17 protein-coding genes are annotated in these 15,681 nt (G+C 68.9%); 12 read left to right on the top strand and 5 right to left on the bottom strand.

What is annotated here, in order from left to right:
- The first annotated feature begins 52 nt into the window (after positions 1-52).
- The 6 genes from AB0M24_RS09630 (at position 53) to AB0M24_RS09605 (ending at position 4,441) form a co-directional block, all read left to right on the top strand.
- Positions 53-1,105 (top strand): DUF1214 domain-containing protein, encoded by a 1,053-nt coding sequence (locus AB0M24_RS09630; protein WP_363763414.1) that lies wholly within the window; start codon positions 53-55, stop codon positions 1,103-1,105.
- The gene (locus AB0M24_RS09625) at positions 1,102-2,250 is read left to right on the top strand and encodes a sulfotransferase (RefSeq protein ID WP_363763411.1); all 1,149 of its coding nucleotides are present in this window, start codon (positions 1,102-1,104) and stop codon (positions 2,248-2,250) included. Before AB0M24_RS09630 ends, AB0M24_RS09625 begins: the two co-directional genes overlap by 4 nt.
- Entirely contained in the window at positions 2,247-3,029 is a 783-nt protein-coding gene (locus AB0M24_RS09620; RefSeq protein ID WP_363763409.1) for an SDR family oxidoreductase, read from the top strand. Before AB0M24_RS09625 ends, AB0M24_RS09620 begins: the two co-directional genes overlap by 4 nt.
- A complete protein-coding gene (locus tag AB0M24_RS09615) occupies positions 3,026-3,478 on the top strand; it encodes an SRPBCC domain-containing protein (protein WP_363763406.1) in 453 nt (150 codons plus the stop codon). The genes AB0M24_RS09620 and AB0M24_RS09615 overlap by 4 nt, the downstream gene beginning before the upstream one ends.
- A 103-nt stretch (positions 3,479-3,581) precedes the next feature.
- On the top strand, positions 3,582-4,076 hold the full coding sequence (locus AB0M24_RS09610) for an RICIN domain-containing protein (RefSeq protein ID WP_363763403.1): 495 nt from the start codon (positions 3,582-3,584) through the stop codon (positions 4,074-4,076).
- A 23-nt stretch (positions 4,077-4,099) separates the two neighbouring features.
- Positions 4,100-4,441 carry a hypothetical protein gene (locus tag AB0M24_RS09605; protein ID WP_363763400.1) on the top strand — a complete coding sequence of 114 codons (342 nt, stop codon included), beginning with the start codon at positions 4,100-4,102 and terminating at the stop codon, positions 4,439-4,441.
- Position 4,442: 1 nt separating this feature from the next.
- Here the strand turns inward: AB0M24_RS09605 and AB0M24_RS09600 are convergent, their stop codons facing one another.
- Entirely contained in the window at positions 4,443-5,120 is a 678-nt protein-coding gene (locus tag AB0M24_RS09600; protein ID WP_363763397.1) for a hypothetical protein, read from the bottom strand.
- A gap of 141 nt (positions 5,121-5,261) precedes the next feature.
- Here AB0M24_RS09600 and AB0M24_RS09595 point away from each other — a divergent pair, with 141 nt between their 5' ends.
- The 3 genes from AB0M24_RS09595 (at position 5,262) to AB0M24_RS09585 (ending at position 10,210) form a co-directional block, all read left to right on the top strand.
- Positions 5,262-5,738, top strand: coding sequence for a hypothetical protein (locus AB0M24_RS09595; protein WP_363763394.1), 477 nt, complete (start codon positions 5,262-5,264; stop codon positions 5,736-5,738).
- 170 nt (positions 5,739-5,908) lie between these two features.
- Positions 5,909-9,502 (top strand): hypothetical protein, encoded by a 3,594-nt coding sequence (locus tag AB0M24_RS09590; protein WP_363763391.1) that lies wholly within the window; start codon positions 5,909-5,911, stop codon positions 9,500-9,502.
- A gap of 36 nt (positions 9,503-9,538) precedes the next feature.
- A complete protein-coding gene (locus tag AB0M24_RS09585; RefSeq protein WP_363763388.1) occupies positions 9,539-10,210 on the top strand; it encodes an SDR family oxidoreductase in 672 nt (223 codons plus the stop codon).
- On the opposite strand, the gene AB0M24_RS09580 is transcribed toward AB0M24_RS09585, so the two are convergent.
- Positions 10,207-10,791, bottom strand: a complete 585-nt coding sequence (locus tag AB0M24_RS09580) for a TetR/AcrR family transcriptional regulator (RefSeq protein WP_363763385.1) — start codon at positions 10,789-10,791, stop codon at positions 10,207-10,209. The two genes, AB0M24_RS09585 and AB0M24_RS09580, sit on opposite strands and share 4 nt — an antisense overlap.
- Before the next feature lie 96 nt (positions 10,792-10,887).
- Here AB0M24_RS09580 and AB0M24_RS09575 point away from each other — a divergent pair, with 96 nt between their 5' ends.
- A complete protein-coding gene (locus tag AB0M24_RS09575) occupies positions 10,888-11,187 on the top strand; it encodes a hypothetical protein (RefSeq protein ID WP_363763382.1) in 300 nt (99 codons plus the stop codon).
- A 192-nt stretch (positions 11,188-11,379) separates the two neighbouring features.
- Here the strand turns inward: AB0M24_RS09575 and AB0M24_RS09570 are convergent, their stop codons facing one another.
- Positions 11,380-11,973: a helix-turn-helix domain-containing protein gene (locus tag AB0M24_RS09570; protein ID WP_363763379.1), complete on the bottom strand. Its 594-nt coding sequence runs from the start codon at positions 11,971-11,973 to the stop codon at positions 11,380-11,382.
- Between the two features lie 118 nt (positions 11,974-12,091).
- On the opposite strand from AB0M24_RS09570, the gene AB0M24_RS09565 reads away from it, so the two are divergent.
- Positions 12,092-13,300: a cytochrome P450 gene (locus AB0M24_RS09565; protein WP_363763376.1), complete on the top strand. Its 1,209-nt coding sequence runs from the start codon at positions 12,092-12,094 to the stop codon at positions 13,298-13,300.
- The gene (locus AB0M24_RS09560; RefSeq protein ID WP_363763373.1) at positions 13,297-13,491 is read left to right on the top strand and encodes a ferredoxin; all 195 of its coding nucleotides are present in this window, start codon (positions 13,297-13,299) and stop codon (positions 13,489-13,491) included. Before AB0M24_RS09565 ends, AB0M24_RS09560 begins: the two co-directional genes overlap by 4 nt.
- Before the next feature lie 116 nt (positions 13,492-13,607).
- On the opposite strand, the gene AB0M24_RS09555 is transcribed toward AB0M24_RS09560, so the two are convergent.
- A complete protein-coding gene (locus tag AB0M24_RS09555) occupies positions 13,608-14,075 on the bottom strand; it encodes a cupin domain-containing protein (RefSeq protein WP_363763370.1) in 468 nt (155 codons plus the stop codon).
- Positions 14,076-14,132: 57 nt separating this feature from the next.
- Positions 14,133-15,647: a protein kinase gene (locus AB0M24_RS09550; protein WP_363763367.1), complete on the bottom strand. Its 1,515-nt coding sequence runs from the start codon at positions 15,645-15,647 to the stop codon at positions 14,133-14,135.
- Between the last annotated feature and the right edge of the window lie 34 nt (positions 15,648-15,681).

Genomic DNA, 15,681 nt, shown 5'->3' with positions numbered 1-15,681 from the left:
CCAGAATCGGGTATGTTCCGCTAGAACACGTTCTAAATTCGGGGAGGGTCCCGTGCCGGATCAGGCGTGGTCGCAGTTCTGCCAGGCGTTGGAGAAGGCCGGCGAGGTGATCGCCTCCGGCCCCTCCGGCCCGCTGGACCAGGCGGAGGGCTACCGCTATCTCGCCCGGCTGACGCGCGAGATGCTGTACTCCTGCCTGGACAACGCGGATCCCGACTTCCCGCGCTTCCACGAGCTCGACCTGGTGAAGATCGGCGCGGACAACCCGGACAACGTCTACCTGTCGGCGAACATCCGCGGCGACCGCACCTACCGGATCACCGGTACGCGCGGCACGATCTCGTACTTCAGCATCGGCTCGAAGGCCAACCGGTACGCCAAGGACGGCACGATGGCGTCGACCGGCGAGCTGTCCGACGCCGACCTGACCATCGCTCCCGACGGCTCGGTGGAGATCATCGCGAGTGCGTCCGAGCAGGGCGCGAACTGGTTGCCGTTGGCTCCTGACTCGACCGGTCTCGTGGTGCGCCAGACCTATCTCGACCGGTCTGCCGAAGTGCCCGGCACGTGGCACATCGAGCAGATCGGCGGGCCTTCCGAACCCGGTGCGCTGACACCGGAGTTCCTGGCGAAGGCGTTGCAGCGGGCGGCTTTGTCCGTGCACGGCACCGCGGCGACGTTCGCGCACTGGACGCGGACGTTCGCGGCCCGTCCCAACGAGCTCCCGGACTTCGGTCAGGAGATGTTCCAGCGGGCGGGCGGCGATCCGGAGATCTTCTACCTGCACGGCTACTGGTCGTTGCGGCCCGGTGAGGCGTGGGTGATCGAGACCGACGTGCCGGACTGCCCGTACTGGAACTTCCAGCTCGACAACTGGTGGATGGAGTCGCTGGACCACCGCCGCCGCATCACGGTCAACAAGCACACGGCCTCGTTGGACGCGGACGGCCGGCTGACGATCGTGGTGGCGGCCGAGGATCCCGGTGTGGGCAACTGGATCGACACGTGCGGCCATCTGTCCGGCACCGCGTTGCTGCGCTGGCTCGGCGCCTCCACCCACCCGATCCCGAAGTGCCGCGTGGTTCCCCTGGAGGAGATGCGATGACGGTGACGACCGAGCTGAACGTCGTGGAGCTGCTGGAGAAGGCTTCGGCGAAGACGGGGCTCACCGACTTCGGCGACGACTGGTTCCGCGAGCCGCTCGACGTGCTCGTGCGCAGCCTCAACACCGAAGCCGCGCTGTCTCCCCTGGGCTTCGAGCTGACCAAGCACCGGCTGACGGCGCTGTTGGCGGACCGGCTGCGTCTCCGCGCGCTGCAGCGTTCGAACCCGGAGGTGCTGGACGTCGAAGTGCGGGTGGCAGCCGAGATCTGCGGCCTGCCCCGCACCGGATCGACGTTGCTGCACCGCTTGCTGTCCGCGTCACCTCAGGTCACCTCCACGCTGTCGTGGGAGGTCGCGTATCCGATCCCGTTCCCCGGCGAGGGGCCGGACGCACCGGACCGCAAACGCCGTGCACAGGAACGCATGCAGATGTTCGCGCAGCTCTCCCCCGACTTCGGCGACCTGCACACGGTCGTGTGGGACGGCCCGGAAGAGGACGTTCTGCTGCTGGACCGCACGTTCGTGTCGATGAGCTACGACTCGTTCTACTGGGTGCCCACCTACGGCGACTGGCTGCGCTCGGCCGACCAGTCCCCTGCCTACCGCGAACTGCGGGAGTGGCTCCAGGTTCTGCAGTGGCAGCAGCCCTCTCGCGACCTGCCCTGGGTGTTGAAGTCACCGCACCACCTGACCGCCGTCGACACGGTGCTGTCCGAGTTCCCCGGCTGCAAGATCGTCATGACGCACCGCTCGCCGGTCAACGCCGTCCCGTCCTACGCCTCGATGGTGCGCGCGATGTCCTCGCAGTACAGCGAGAACGTCGATCCGGTCCAAATCGGACGGTACTGGTCCCGCCGGTTCGCCATGACGCTGAACGACTTCGCGACGGCACGGGCCGCACGCCCAGACCGGTTCGTCGATGTCCGGTTCGCCGACACCGTCAGCAAGCCTCTGGAAGTGGCCCGTGAAGTGCTCGACGCGCTGGGTCTGCCCGCCGGACCCGCGGACGACGCGGCGTTCGACGCCTATCTGACCCAGAACCGCACCGAACGGCACGGCTCGCACTCCTACACACCAACGGACTTCGGTCTCTCCGAAGACCAGCTGCGCCGTGACTTCGCCTTCTACTCGGAGGTCTACCTGTGATTCTGCAAGACGAGGTCGTGATCATCACCGGCGTCGGCCCCGGCATGGGCTCGAAGCTGGCCCTGCGTGCGGCCGCGGAGGGCGCCAAGGTCGTGATGGCCGCGCGCTCCGCCGACGTGATGAAGCAGGTGGAGAAGGACGTCCTGGCGGCTGGCGGCGAAGCAGTGGGCGTGCAGTGCGACGTTCGGCGCGCGGAGGACGTCGACGCCCTGGTGTCCACGGCGGTCGACCGGTTCGGCACGGTGACCGGCCTGGTCAACTCCGCGTTCGGGCACCCAGGCTTCTTCGACCTGCTGGACACCCCGGAGAAGGCGATCCGGCGGTCGATGGACATCATCCTGTACGGCGCTTTGAACGTGACGCGCTCGGTCGTGCCGCACATGAAGGCCGCCGGGCGCGGGTCGATCGTCAACATCGGCACCATGACCACTCGCAAGCCGATGCGCGGCGAGGCGGGTTACGCGGTGGCGAAGGCGGCGATGGCCACCGCGACCCAGTTCCTGGCGCTGGAGCTGGGATCGTCCGGTATTCGCGTGAACCAGGCCGTGATGGGCTGGCTCGACGGGCCGGGCGTGCGCTTCTACCTCAAGATGACCGCCGATGCGCGCGGTGTCAGCGAGCAGGAGGTGTACGACGAGATCGCGTCCCGCAACCCGCTCGGCCGCATCCCGACCGACGAAGCGTGCGCCGGCGCGGTCCTGTTCCTGTTGTCCCGCCTGTCGTCCGAGGTGACGGGCGCGACTTTGGACGTCAACGGTGGGGAGTACATGCCGGCATGACCAATCTCATCGAGTCCGTGACGGTGGAGATCGACGCACCTGCCGCGTTCGTGTGGTCGGTGCTGCTCGACTACCCCAACTATCCACAGTGGAATCCTTACACGCTGGCCGTGTCCACGACGTTGGCCGTGGACTCGCCGATCGACCTCACGCTGCCCAAGCCGGACGGCAGCGAAGGAACCTGGGTGAGTCGCGAGTACATCCGCATCGTCGAGCCACCGCGGTTGCTGCGCTACGACACCGGCGACACGTTCCCCGGCCTGCTCGGCACGCGCGACCAGCTGATCACGCCACTGGGTCCGGAACGCTGCAGCTACCGGACGTTCGAGACCTTCACCGGCAAGTACGCGGACAAGGTCTTCGAGGCGCAGGGCGACTACGTCAAGAAGGGCTTCGACTCGGTCGCCCACGCGCTGCTCGAACGCGTCACGCAGATGACGCGGAGGTGAAGTCCACACGAACTTGATCACTCGGTCTTTGCGCCCACAACCGGGCCGTTCGTAGCGTGAGAGGGCGGGCCACTCGGCCCGCCTGATCACACTGGGGTGCGATTTGCGTTTTCGCAGAACGGTTTTCGCCGCTCTCACGACGTTCGGACTGGTCATGGCGGTGGCTCCGCAGGCCGGCGCGGCGACCTACTACAACCTCGTGAACTTCAAGAGCGGCAAGTGCATGTCCGTCGAGGGCGGCGGCAGCACCTCCAACGGCGCCAACGTCATCCAGTGGAGCTGCAACGACGGCGGTGAGCAGCTCTGGTACTGGTCCGGCAGCCAGCTCAGGAACCGCAAGAGCGGCAAGTGCCTCTCGGTCGCGGGCGGCGGCAGCACGGCCAACGGCGCCGAGCTGATCCAGTGGAGCTGCACCGGCGAGTCCGAGCAGTCCTGGGACCACCTCTCCAACGGCTACCTGGTCAACGCCAAGAGCGGCAAGGTCGCGTCGGTCTCCGGCGGCGGCAGCACCGCGAACGGCGCCAAGGTCGTGCAGTGGTCGGCCAACGGCGGCGGCGAGCAGGGCTGGTACTTCGACGCGCGCATCATCGACGCCTGATCTTCAGAAACTGGGGTAACACAATGATTTCCGCTGCCAAGAGACTCGCCGTCGCCGCCGTGATGGCCGCCGGCGCCACCCTGCTCACCGTCTCCCCCGCCTCCGCCGCCCAGCAGTGCGGCGACCTGCGCGGCCCCGAAGGCGGCACGCTGCCGCTGTGCAAGTCGTGGATCTGGGACGGCAACGACTACGACGGCAAGTGGTGGACCAACGGCCCGTCGTCGCTGCCGTCCCACACGTACCTGCAGCGCTCCGAGGACGGCTCGGTGCGCAACTCGAGCTACTCGGGCAGCTACTCGAACGTCAAGAAGATCGCGTTCCGCCTGTGCGACAGCCTGAGCGGACGCTGCTCCGGCTGGTGGTGAGCTAGTGGTGCGGACGCTCTCTCAACCCCCAGACGAGAGAGCGTCCGCCGACCGCCCACCACCCGAACAGCACCACGCCCACGACTCCACTGTGGATGATCGCTTCGAGCGAGGCCTCCTTCAGGATGCCCAGGAACATCCAGCCGAAGGACAGCAACAGCGCACACGGCACCAAGCCGAGCTTCCCGGCGCGCCAGCCCGCGATCGCCAGCACGATCACGCCCAGGATCGCACCCGCCGACGCCGTCACCGTGACGCGCCAGAACCCGTACGAAAGGTCCACATAGGACCCAAGAACGAACTGCGTGGCCGCCTCCACGCCCATGCTGTCGACCATCTCGAACGCCGTCAGGTCGATTCCGGTGCCGTGCAGCCGCGAGAACAGCGACGCCACGAACAGAGCCCCGCCGACGACCGCGAGCCGTCCGCCGATCTCCTTCGCGAACACGAACACCGTGGCGCACAACAGGATCGACGCCAGCGTGTACAACGAGTACCCGGCTGTGACCAGCTCCGGACTGCGCGCGTACGCGGCCAGCTGCTCGTGCGCCTTGAACGGCTCGGCGTCGAACGCCGCCCGTTCCGCCTCCGTGAACCCGGCCGTTTCCACCGCTAGATGCCGCACGACCAACGCGGCGAGCCACACCACCGGACCTGCCACCAACGCGAGAACCCTCATGCCGATCGATGTTGGCTCGTCGCGCGTCCGGTGAGATCGGACCACGGTCCGATCTTGTGCCGCACGGTAACGCCTCACCGGTTTGGGCAGATATGAAATGGCGTCGGCGGCAACAGGTGGACGTCTGAAGCGGGTGGGCTGATGGTGATCGAAGCCGGGTTGGTGGCCGGGTACGTGATCGCGTGGGCTGTGCGCAAGGCGCGCAGAGTCGCGGGACGGCTGGACGCCGAGGTGGACACCGCGCTCGACACCGGGATGGACAGGCTGCACGAGGTCGTCGCCGCCAAGCTCGGCGGCCATCCGGCGCTGGACGACCTGGAGGAGGAAGCGGCCTCCGAGAACGAGGAAGTCAGCGAGCTGACCCGCCAGCAACTGGAGCTGGCGATCACGGCCGGAGCGCGCAAGGACGACGACTTCGGCACCGCGGTGACGGAGCTGGTCGCCCGGTTGCGGGAGGCCGAGGCCGCCTCGGGTGGATCGGTGGTGGCCGGTGCCGGATCCACCGTGTTCACCGGAGACGCGCACGCCGAAGCGAGCCAGGGCGGGGTCGCGTTCGGCCAGGTCGGCGGAAACGTGCACCTCGGGCACGGCTCCGACCCTTCCGCGCCGGGCCGGTAGCGCCACCGACCGCACCCGGCTTTTCTCGTGGCACCACCGGTTCCGCGGCACCGTCGCGGGCAGTCGGGCGTGGTGAGCTCGGCGGAATAGGCGTCGGCTACGCGGGAAACGTCACCGTCTACCAAGGAACTCCGCCCGCCCGGCCGGTGCGGTCGACCTACCTGCGCCAGGTGGCGCGCATCGCCCCTCCGCGGCTGCTCGACCGGGAGGCCGACCTGGCTGAGCTGGCGGCGTTCTGCCTGCAGGCGCATCGCGGCTCGTACGCGTGGTGGCGGGCAGGGCCGTGGGCGGGCAAGTCCGCGCTGATGTCCACGTTCGTGCTGAACCCGCCTCCCCAGCTGGCCGGGCACGTGTGGCTGGTGTCGTTCTTCATCACCGCACGTCTCGCCGCGCAGGACACGAGGACCGCGTTCACCGCGATGGTCACCGAGCAGCTGTGCGAGCTGCTGGGCCAGGAACTTCCCACCGGGGCTGGGGAAGAGGCCCAGGAGTCGATCTTCCTGGATCTCCTCTCGCAAGCCGCGGCGGCGTGCCAGGCAGCCGGCGGACGGCTGGTGCTCGTCGTCGACGGACTCGACGAGGACCGCAGCGTGACCGTGGGGCCTGACGCGCACAGCATCGCCGGACTGCTGCCCGGCAACCCGCCGTCGGGGATGCGGGTCATCGTCGCCGGGCGGCCGAACCCGCCGATTCCCGACGACGTGCCGAGCTGGCACCCGCTGTGCGACCCCGGCGTCATCCGGCTGCTCGCCGACTCCCCGCACGCACGCGACCTGCAACGCATGGGCCAGTCCGAGCTCAAGCGGCTGCTCAAGGGAAGTCCTGCCGAGCGCAGCCTGCTCGGGTTGCTCACCGCGGCCCGTGGCGGCCTGTCCGGTCACGACCTGAACGAGCTGACCGGGGCGAGCCTGGTCGAGATCGAGGACGTGCTGCACACCGTCGTCGGACGCACTTTCACGCGGCGGGCCGGGCAGTGGACCCACGACGCCGACCTGGAGGTCTACCTGCTCGGCCACGAGGAACTGCACAAGGCCTCCTGCCACTACCTCGGCACGGCCGCGCTGGCCGCCTACCGCGCGACCTTGCACGACTGGGCCGACACCTACCGGGTCGCGGGCGATGGCCGGAAAGCCTGGCCCCCGGACACACCTGAGTACCTGCTGACCGGCTACCCGCGAATGCTGATCACCGAAGGAGACGGCGATCGTCTCCTCGCGCTGACCAGCGACATGGACCGCCACGACCGGATGCTCGACCTCAGCGGCGGAGATGCCGCAGCCCTGATCGAGATCAAGACCTGCCAGGACCTCTTCCTCGCCTCCCCGGATCTGTCCGCGCTGACCCGTTTGTGCGTGCACCGCAACAAGCTGGAATCGCGCAACGCCAACATCCCCACCGAGTTGCCGGGCCTCTGGGTCGCGCTCGGGCAGCCCGTCCGCGCCGACGCCCTCGCGCGCGGCATCCCCGATCCGGACCGGCAGGAACAGGCACTCCTGTGCATCGCGCAGGTGTTGACGAGGACGGGCGACCTCGACCGAGCCGAGCAGATCGCCCGTGAGCTCACCCGGCCGCACCGCCGCGTGATGGCGCTGGCCGGGCTCGCCACGGCGTTGCACGCGGCCGGTGATCACGAAGGTGCCGTGCAGCTGACCGCCGAAGCGTCGCGGACCAGCCTGGACAACACCTCTCCGGGAAACAGTCAGGACGCCCTGATCTGTCTGGGGCGCGCGCTGATCGCGCTCGGCGAGTTCGACAACGCCCAAATCGTCGTCCACCGCCTCGACTCCAGCCTCGGCAGCGACTCTTCCCAGTGGGAGAAGCTGCTCGTGCTCCTGCGAGCGCTGGTCGCGGCAGGCGAGCGCGAGCGCGCCGAACGGATCGCCAACAGTCTTGGACTGCTGCGAGACCGGGTCGAAGCCGGCGAGTACGAGGAGGCCGTACAACTCACCGATGACGCGGGCTATCCGCACTACGGCGGGGACAGGATGCTGGACGCCGCCAGGGAGGCGGCTCTGGCGGGCGAGCACGACCGCGCCCGGAGCATCGTGCGCAAAGCCAGGCGCCAGCTCGAGATGCTCACCGACGAGTACGGGGACTACAGCTCGAGCGACTTCATGATCTCGGAACAGCAGAAGCTGGCCGATCTGGAAGCCGCGCTGGAGCGACCCGGCGACTCCGAGCAGCTCGCTAGGAGCCTCTTCGACCCGGCGCGGCGCGCGATCGCGTTGGTCAGGTTGGCCGGGAGCACAGGCGACCCGGACAGGGCGGAGCGATTGGCGAACGAGGCCGAGCAGATCGCCCGTTCCGCCAGGTACGAACAGCCTCTCGTCGGCCTGGTGCCGGAGCTGGCCTCGATCGGTCAGGCCGAGCGCGCCGAGCGCATCGCCCGCGGCTTCGCCGACGCGGACCAGCGGGTTCGGGCGTTGATGGAGCTCGCGGAGGCGTCGGCGGCGATCGACGTGGCCTGGGCGAAACGACTGGCCGCCGAGACCGAGCAGGCGGCCAGGGAGATCACCCGCGACTACCTGCAGGTGCAGTCGCTGACGAGCCTCGCGCAGGCGCTGGCCGCGATCGGCGAGCACGACCGGGCGGAGCGGATCGCCCTCGACATCGCCGCCACCGACAACCGGGTGCAGGCACTGACCAGCGTCGCGCGGGCGCTCGCCTCCGCCGGCGAGCCGGCCCAGGCCGAGCGGGTCACCAGCCACATCGCGCGCCCGTACCAGCGGGACTGGGCGTGGGCCGAGGTCACCAGCACGTTGGCTCACAGTGGCCGGCACGAGGTCGCTGAGCGGATCGCCCGTGAGATCACCTTTCCGGAGCACCAGGTGCGGGCACTCACCCGCGTCGCGCTGGCGGTGGTCGCGACCGGAGACCGGGTCACGGCACGACGACTGGCCATCGACGCCGAGTCGGCCATGGTGGCGGTGACGGACCCGCAGCAGCTGCTTCGCGCGCAAGCCGAGGTGGCCGGCGCGCTGGCGGGAGCCGGCGAGACCGATCGTGCCGAGGAAGTCCTGCAAGCCATCCACAACCGCGACTCCCAGACATGGGCGCGGATGGAGCTCGCCCTGTCGTTGACGGCCTGCGGTGAGCACGCCGGCGCGGAGAGGGTGGCTCGGACCATCCCCATGCCGTACCAGCGGGCGCTGACGCTGGTCGGCCTCGCCAGGACGTTGATGGCCGCGGGCGCTCACGACGAGGCCGAGCGGATCGCGCGGGACATCGGGCTTCCGCACCAGCGGGCGCAGATCATGGCGGAGTTGTCCTGCGCGGTGGCCGCGGCAGGACGGCATGCCGACGCGCGGCGGCTGGTGGCCGAGTCCGAGCCGTCACTCCGTGCGAGCACCGATGCGGAACCGCTGGCGCGAGCCCTGACGACGCTGGCCAAGGCGATGTTCGCGACAGGCGAGCAGGCGGAGGCGGCGCGCCTCGTGGCCGACGCCGAACTGGCCATCGGCGGCATCTTCGACGACCGTCGGCACGCGGCACCGCTGACGGAGCTGGCAGTGGTGCTGGCCGCCGCCGGAGCACGCGCCCAGGCCGAGAAGATGGCCCGTGGCCTCGCGAACGGCGACGAACGGGCGCAGGCGCTGACCAAGCTCGCCGAGGCCGTGGGGCAGCCCGACGCCGATCGCTTGCTGGCAGAGGTGCTCGCGACGTCGTCGTGGGTGCCGGTGTTGCCGGGCCTGGTGAAGATCCACCCTGAGCTGGTCGTCCAGCTGGCAGACCAGGTCTACGCCGCGAACCACCCGCAGGTCTGAGGTTGCACAAATAGATGATGGCTGTAATCTAAAACCGTGGAACTCACCAACGCCGTCGCCGTGATCACCGGCGCCAACCGCGGTTTCGGCCGCGTCCTCGCTGCCCAGCTGCTCGAACGGGGCGCGAAGGTCTACGCGGCCGCACGCCGGCCCGAGACCGTCGACCTGCCGGGGGTGGCGCCGCTGTACCTGGACGTCACGAAGCCCGAGTCGATCATCGAAGCCGCTCGAACGGCCTCGGACGCCACGTTGCTGGTCAACAACGCCGGCGTCTCGACGCACACGCACCTCACCACCGGCGACCTCGACACGATCAAGCTCGAGATGGACACGCACTACTTCGGGCCGCTCGGCACGATTCGCGAGTTCGCGCCTGTCATCGCGGGCAACGGCGGTGGCGGAATCCTGAACGTGCTGTCGGTGCTGTCGTGGGTGCACCCGCTCAACTACGGGGCCTACTCGGCGGCCAAGGCGGCGGAGTGGGCGCTGACCAACGCCGTCCGCGCCGAGCTGGAAGGCAAGAACATCCTGGTCAGCGGGTTGCACGTCGGGTACATGGACACCGAGATGGCCGACTACGTGGCGGCGGAGAACAAGACCGATCCGGCCCAGGTCGCGAAGATCGCGCTGGACGGGCTGACCGCCGGGCTGACGGAGATCATCGGCGACGACTTCACCCGCTCGGTGAAGGCCGGACTGTCCGGTTAGGACTTGCGCCGGGTCGTGAGCTCGTTCCGCACGGTGTCCAGGATTTCCTTGGACAGCGGGGCTTTTCCGGTGGCGCGGGCCATCGTGAGAGCACCGACCAATGTGGACAGGTCGACCACGGCCCGGCGGCGCGCTTCCAGCTGGTCCACCGGCAGGTCCTGGAGGCCGACCAGGAACTCGATCATCCTCGCCAGCCCGGCCGAGTACGCGATCCGCAACGGCGCGTCGGGCTCGGCCCTTGCCGACTCCGCGGCGAGGGCGGTGTTCGCGCAGCCTTCACCGAGCGCGTCGCGGTGCTCGACGGACAGGTACTCGGTCACGAACGCGTCCCAGGCGTCCTCGCGCTCGACGAGGTCCGTGATCTGGGCCAGCACCGACTGGAACGCGGCCGCGGTCGCGATGCCGAGCAGCTCGTCCTTGGAGGCGAAGTGCTTGTAGAACCCGCCGTGGCTCAGCCCGGCGGCGCCCATGACGTCCTGCACGCTGATCCCGGCACTTCCGCGCTCCCGCAACAGCTGCGCGGTGGCCGTCACGATCTGCTCGCGGTGCAGTGCCGCATCGGCACGCGAAGACCTTCCCACGCCCGCAGGATACCCCAGAAAGATGATGCCCGACTTCTAACCGTTGCGTAGTTGTACTGATGCAGTCGATCGCGCCGCGCGAGCACTCTCGACGACATGACCGAAATCGATCGCGCCCGTGGTGCCGCGATGGCCGGTTTCCTCGTCCCGGCCGCTCTGCTCGTGCTGACGGTGGTCGCCCTCCTGAGCAACTTCGGGTGGCAGGACGGCTCGTACGTCGTCGTGTTCTTCTACATCGCGCTCGGCTCGGCGCTCACGGGCGCCGTCGTCAGGGTGGCGGCACCGGCGCCGTGGCGTTCAGCCTGGTCCGGCCTGGTGACGGCAGGCGTGGCGGGACTGGGCGTCTTCCTCGCGCTCATGGTGGCGATCTACTGGTCGCTCTCGAACTCGCTCTAGCCAGGCGGCTTCGCCCAGTTCGGTGCCGTGCTGCTCAACGGGCTGCGGCGCCCGTTCGACGGCCACCGGGAACACCCACCGGCGGAACGCCCAGAACCGGAAGACCATCGCGACCAGCGTGCCGACGACCATGCCGCCGACGTGCACGTAGTCCGAGGTGCGCGGGCGCCTCGAAGATCTGCGACCGCTTGACTACCGCAACCGCGACAACGCTCGCAGTGCGTCGGCGATCTCCTCGCGGTGCTGCACCAGGGTGTCGCGCGTGACGCCCTTGCTCGTGGTCCTGGCGATGTCGTCGGTCGCGACCTTGAGCACCGCGCTCATCGCGGCGGCCTGCACCCGGATCTCGATGGCGTCCTCCGGCAGGCCGGTGCGTTCGGCGAGCGCCTCGGCCAGCGCGTGCTCGGCCCGTTCGCGCAGCATGAGATACGCGGCTCTGAGCGCGCGCTCGCTCTGCGTCAGCCGCACGACTTCCAGCACCGCTTCGATGTCCTCGTCGGACGCCCCGTCGATCAACGGGGTGTACGCCCGACGCAGGTGGTCGATCAACTCCAGATCGCCCGGCCATCCGCGCACCACCTGGCAGAACGCGTCGACCATCTTGGTGAGCAGCGGTTCGACGCAGCTCTCCTTGTGCGGGAAGTAGCGCCAGAACGACCGCTCCGAGACGCCCGCGGCCTGGGCGATCTGCTCACCGGACGTCGCCGCCACGCCCTGCTCGGCGAAGAGCCTGACCGCGTGGCGCGAGATGTCCAGCCGCTGCTGCTGACGTTGCTCGTCGCTCACCGGCGGTCTCCCCCGGCGAGGCTTTTCTGCCACAACGTCCGTCATCAGCCGATTCAACCACGTCACCCAGCCGGTTCATTTAGTGGCAGAGAGTGCCATTAATCGCTACGGTCGAGGTATGAGCACTGCCACCGAACGACTGCGACTCCCACTGCCCAGGCCGAACGTCCTCGACCTCGCCCCGCTCTACGAGGTGCTGCGCCGCGAGGCCCCGATCGCGCCGGTCACCACGCCGGCCGGTGACCCCGCCTGGCTCGTGACCCGGTACGAGGAGGTCCGCCTCCTGCTGGGCGACAAGCGCTTCGGACGCTCCCACCCGAACCCCGAGCAGGCCTCGCGCATCTCGACCGCCGCCGTGCAGGACGGCCCGACCGGCACCTACGAGACCGAGGAGGCCGACCACGCCCGCATGCGGCGCCTGCTCACGCCGGCGTTCTCCGCCAAGCGCATGCGGATGCTGTCCGACCACATGGGACGGTTGGTCGAGGGCTACCTGGACTCGCTGGAGTCGTCCGCCGACGACGTCGTCGACCTGCACGCCGGGCTCGCCTACCCGTTGCCGGTCGCGATGATCTGCCTGCTGCTCGGCGTGCCGGAGTCGGACCACGAGCTGTTCGCGCGGCTGTCCGAGCGGATGGCGAACCTGACCATCGGCGAGGAAGCCCACCAGGCGCGCGAGGAGTTCTTCCGCTACATGGTCGGGCTGGTCGAGACCAAGCGGTCGGATCTCGGCGAGGACGTGATCTCCGACCTCGTGCGCGCCCAGAGCGAGGACCCGTCGTTCGACTACGAGCAGATGGTCCGGCTGTGCGTCGGCCTGCTGTTCGCGGGCCACGAGACGACCGTCAACCGCATCGGTCTCGGCACGTTGTTCCTGCTCACCGAACGCTCGCGATGGGAGAACCTGGTCGCCGACCCGGACGGCCGAGTCGACGCCGTGGTCGAGGAGATCATGCGACTCGGCGCGCCCGGCGACCTCGGGTTGCTGCGCTACGCGCACGAGGACGTGGAGATCTCCGGCGTGACGATCCAGCGCGGCGACGCGGTGGTGATCTCGGTCAACTCGGCCAACCGCGACGCCTCGGTGTACTCGGACGCCGAGTCGTTCAACCCGGACCGTCCGGAAAGGACACACCTCGGGTTCGGGCACGGCGCGCACTTCTGCATCGGCGCCTCGCTCGCCCGCACCGAACTGCGGGTGGTGTTCGCGGCGCTGGCTCGTCGCGTGCCCGGTTTGCGGCTGGCCAAGGAGCTCGACCAGCTCGAGGTGCGAGCCACCTTGACCGGTGGGGTCGCGGAGCTGCCCGTGACGTGGAGGCAGTCGTGAAGGTCGTGGTGGATCAGGGAAAGTGCGTCGGGGCGGGCCAGTGCGTGCTGGCCGCGGACGACGTCTTCGACCAGCGGGACGACGACGGGCTGGTGGACCTGCTGGACGCGAACCCGCCTGCTGATCGGTCGGCTGACGTCAGGCACGCGGCGGCGGTGTGCCCGGCGTCGGCGATCCTCGTCGAGGACTGAGCTCTACGTGCGGCGAGGACTGAAGCGATGCGTGACGTCCTCGCCGTGCGGTAGGAACCGTGGCGACCGTCGCCAGCGCTCCCACCGTGAGGTTCGTCGCGGCACACACACCCTTCTCAGAGGAAGTACGAGTCGTGCTCGTCGAGGAACGCGGGACGCTCCTCCGCCGTGACGTGAGCGACCCGCTCGAAGTACTCCTCGCGCGGCGCACCGGGGGTGAACAACAGCAACATCTCCGCCGGGGCGTCCGAGCCGTTGTGGAACGCGTGCAACCCGCCCTGCGGCACGTAGAGGAAGTCGCCCTGCTCGGCGTCGACCCACTTCTCGCCGTCGTAGAACCGCACCGTGCCGCCGAGGATGTAGAACGACTCGGAGATCGTGCGGTGGAAGTGCGTGCCGGGCCCGCTCGCCCCGGGTTTCATCATGACCCGGTACAACCCGAACTCACCCCTGGTGACCTGGGTGGTCGCCAGGTAGTGGATACCGTCACCGCGCTCGCCCAGCTCAGGCGGGGTGTTCTCGGGACGGATGACCGTGCTGACCTCGCCGCTTTCGCCGAAGTAGACCTTCTCCGGATATGACATGCCGACCGTCCTCTCGTGGCTTCCTCACCTAAGAAGACGAACCAACCGGCGGAAATGTCAGCTCTGCATCAGGGGTTCGACGAGCTTGCTGCCGTCCTTGCGACCGACGAAGCAGTGCACGATCCGGCTCGACCGCCGGTAGCCGTTCTCCTCCCGCACCTTCCACGCCGCCTCGGTCGGGATGATCACCCAGTACCGCAGCGTCTTCTCCTTGTCCTGGCCGATCACCTTCGACGACAGGAACACGCGCGTGCACCCGGTTCCGCCGATCTTCGTCAGCTCCGCGGTGCCGGGGTACGGCACGTCCTTCTCGGTGTCGAAGTTCGCGGGGAACGTGTCGAGCACCTCGGTGTCGTGCTCCTTGTAGCAGCCGACCTCGTCCTCGGACTTGATGTCTCGCACGCCTTTGGCCGGCGTCCAGGTCAGGCAGTCCTTCTGGAACGCCCTCAGCCCGTCGTACGGGAGGTCGCCGCCCGGTCCGAGGGTGAGCACGGGTTCCATCGCGGGGCTGCTCTCGGGACCGGTCAGGCCCAGGTTGTCGAACATCGGCTTGAACACCGTGATGTACAACAGAACCAGCGCGCCCACGAGCAACAACGGGATCAGCGTCGCCGAGAAGATCAGGGCGATCGGGCGGCGTTTGCGGGGAGCCGGCGGGAGGATCACCGGTGGAGCCATGACCATCGAGTTCACGGTCATGGGCCTGGAGATCACCGGAGCGGGCGCGGGCTCGACGGGCTTGATCTGCTGGGTCAGCTCGCTCGCGGTGGAGTGCAACGCCCGTTCGATCAGGCGATGAGCGCCCGCCGTCCCCAGCCGGCGCGCAGGATCCGGCTCCAGCAACCCGGTGATCAGCTCGCCCAGCGGCCCGGTCGCGCGCGGCCGCGGGCGTTCGTTCATCACCGCGAGGATCGTTGCCGAGGTCGTCGCCCGTTCGAACGCGCCTTTTCCTTCGGTGGCGTAGAAAAGCGTGGCGCCCAACGCCCACAGGTCCCACGCGGGCATCGCCTCACCGCCCGCGAGACGTTCCGGCGACATGTACGCGGGCGAGCCGATCAGCGTGCCGGTCGCGGTCAGCCGCGGGTCGTCGATGGACTGCGCGATGCCGAAGTCGGTGAGCTTCGCGGTGCCCTTGCCCGGCACCATCACGTTGCCCGGCTTGACGTCCCGGTGCACGACGCCGGACGAGTGCGCCGCCTCCAACGCGTTCAGCAACTGCATCGCGAGCGTGGCAGCCGCCTTCACGTCGAGCGGGCCGTCGCGCTCCACCAGGTCGTCCAGCGTCGGAGCCTTGATCAGCTCCATCACGATGAACGTCTGGCCGTCCTCGGAGATGAGGTCGTACACGGTGACGACGGCCGGATCCTGCAGCTGGCTCGCGATCCTGGCCTCGCGCAGCACGCGTTCCTGGTAGACCGCCTTCTCGTGGTCGGGCACGTTGCCCGGCAGCAGGAGCTCCTTGACCGCGACCTCCCGGCCGAGCACCGTGTCCTGGCCGAGCCACACGGCCCCCATGCCGCCCCGCCCCAGCTCGCGGACCAGCCGGTAGCGTCTGTTGCCCACCTCGCGCATGGCGGGAAGTTTCTCAAGCCCTCACCCGGACCGG

This window comes from Lentzea sp. NPDC051838, from assembly GCF_040681245.1.
GTDB lineage: Bacteria > Actinomycetota > Actinomycetes > Mycobacteriales > Pseudonocardiaceae > Lentzea.
Note: the sequence above shows the minus strand (reverse complement) of the source record. Positions and strands in the feature narration are given on the sequence as shown.

Coding starts and splice junctions, on each gene's coding strand:
- AB0M24_RS09565 (WP_363763376.1), top strand. CDS start 12,092: ATGAGCACTGCCACCGAACGACTGCGACTCCCACTGCCCAGGCCGAAC.
- AB0M24_RS09625 (WP_363763411.1), top strand. CDS start 1,102: ATGACGGTGACGACCGAGCTGAACGTCGTGGAGCTGCTGGAGAAGGCT.
- AB0M24_RS09550 (WP_363763367.1), bottom strand. CDS start 15,647: ATGCGCGAGGTGGGCAACAGACGCTACCGGCTGGTCCGCGAGCTGGGG.
- AB0M24_RS09605 (WP_363763400.1), top strand. CDS start 4,100: ATGATTTCCGCTGCCAAGAGACTCGCCGTCGCCGCCGTGATGGCCGCC.
- AB0M24_RS09575 (WP_363763382.1), top strand. CDS start 10,888: ATGACCGAAATCGATCGCGCCCGTGGTGCCGCGATGGCCGGTTTCCTC.
- AB0M24_RS09595 (WP_363763394.1), top strand. CDS start 5,262: ATGGTGATCGAAGCCGGGTTGGTGGCCGGGTACGTGATCGCGTGGGCT.
- AB0M24_RS09615 (WP_363763406.1), top strand. CDS start 3,026: ATGACCAATCTCATCGAGTCCGTGACGGTGGAGATCGACGCACCTGCC.
- AB0M24_RS09555 (WP_363763370.1), bottom strand. CDS start 14,075: ATGTCATATCCGGAGAAGGTCTACTTCGGCGAAAGCGGCGAGGTCAGC.
- AB0M24_RS09600 (WP_363763397.1), bottom strand. CDS start 5,120: ATGAGGGTTCTCGCGTTGGTGGCAGGTCCGGTGGTGTGGCTCGCCGCG.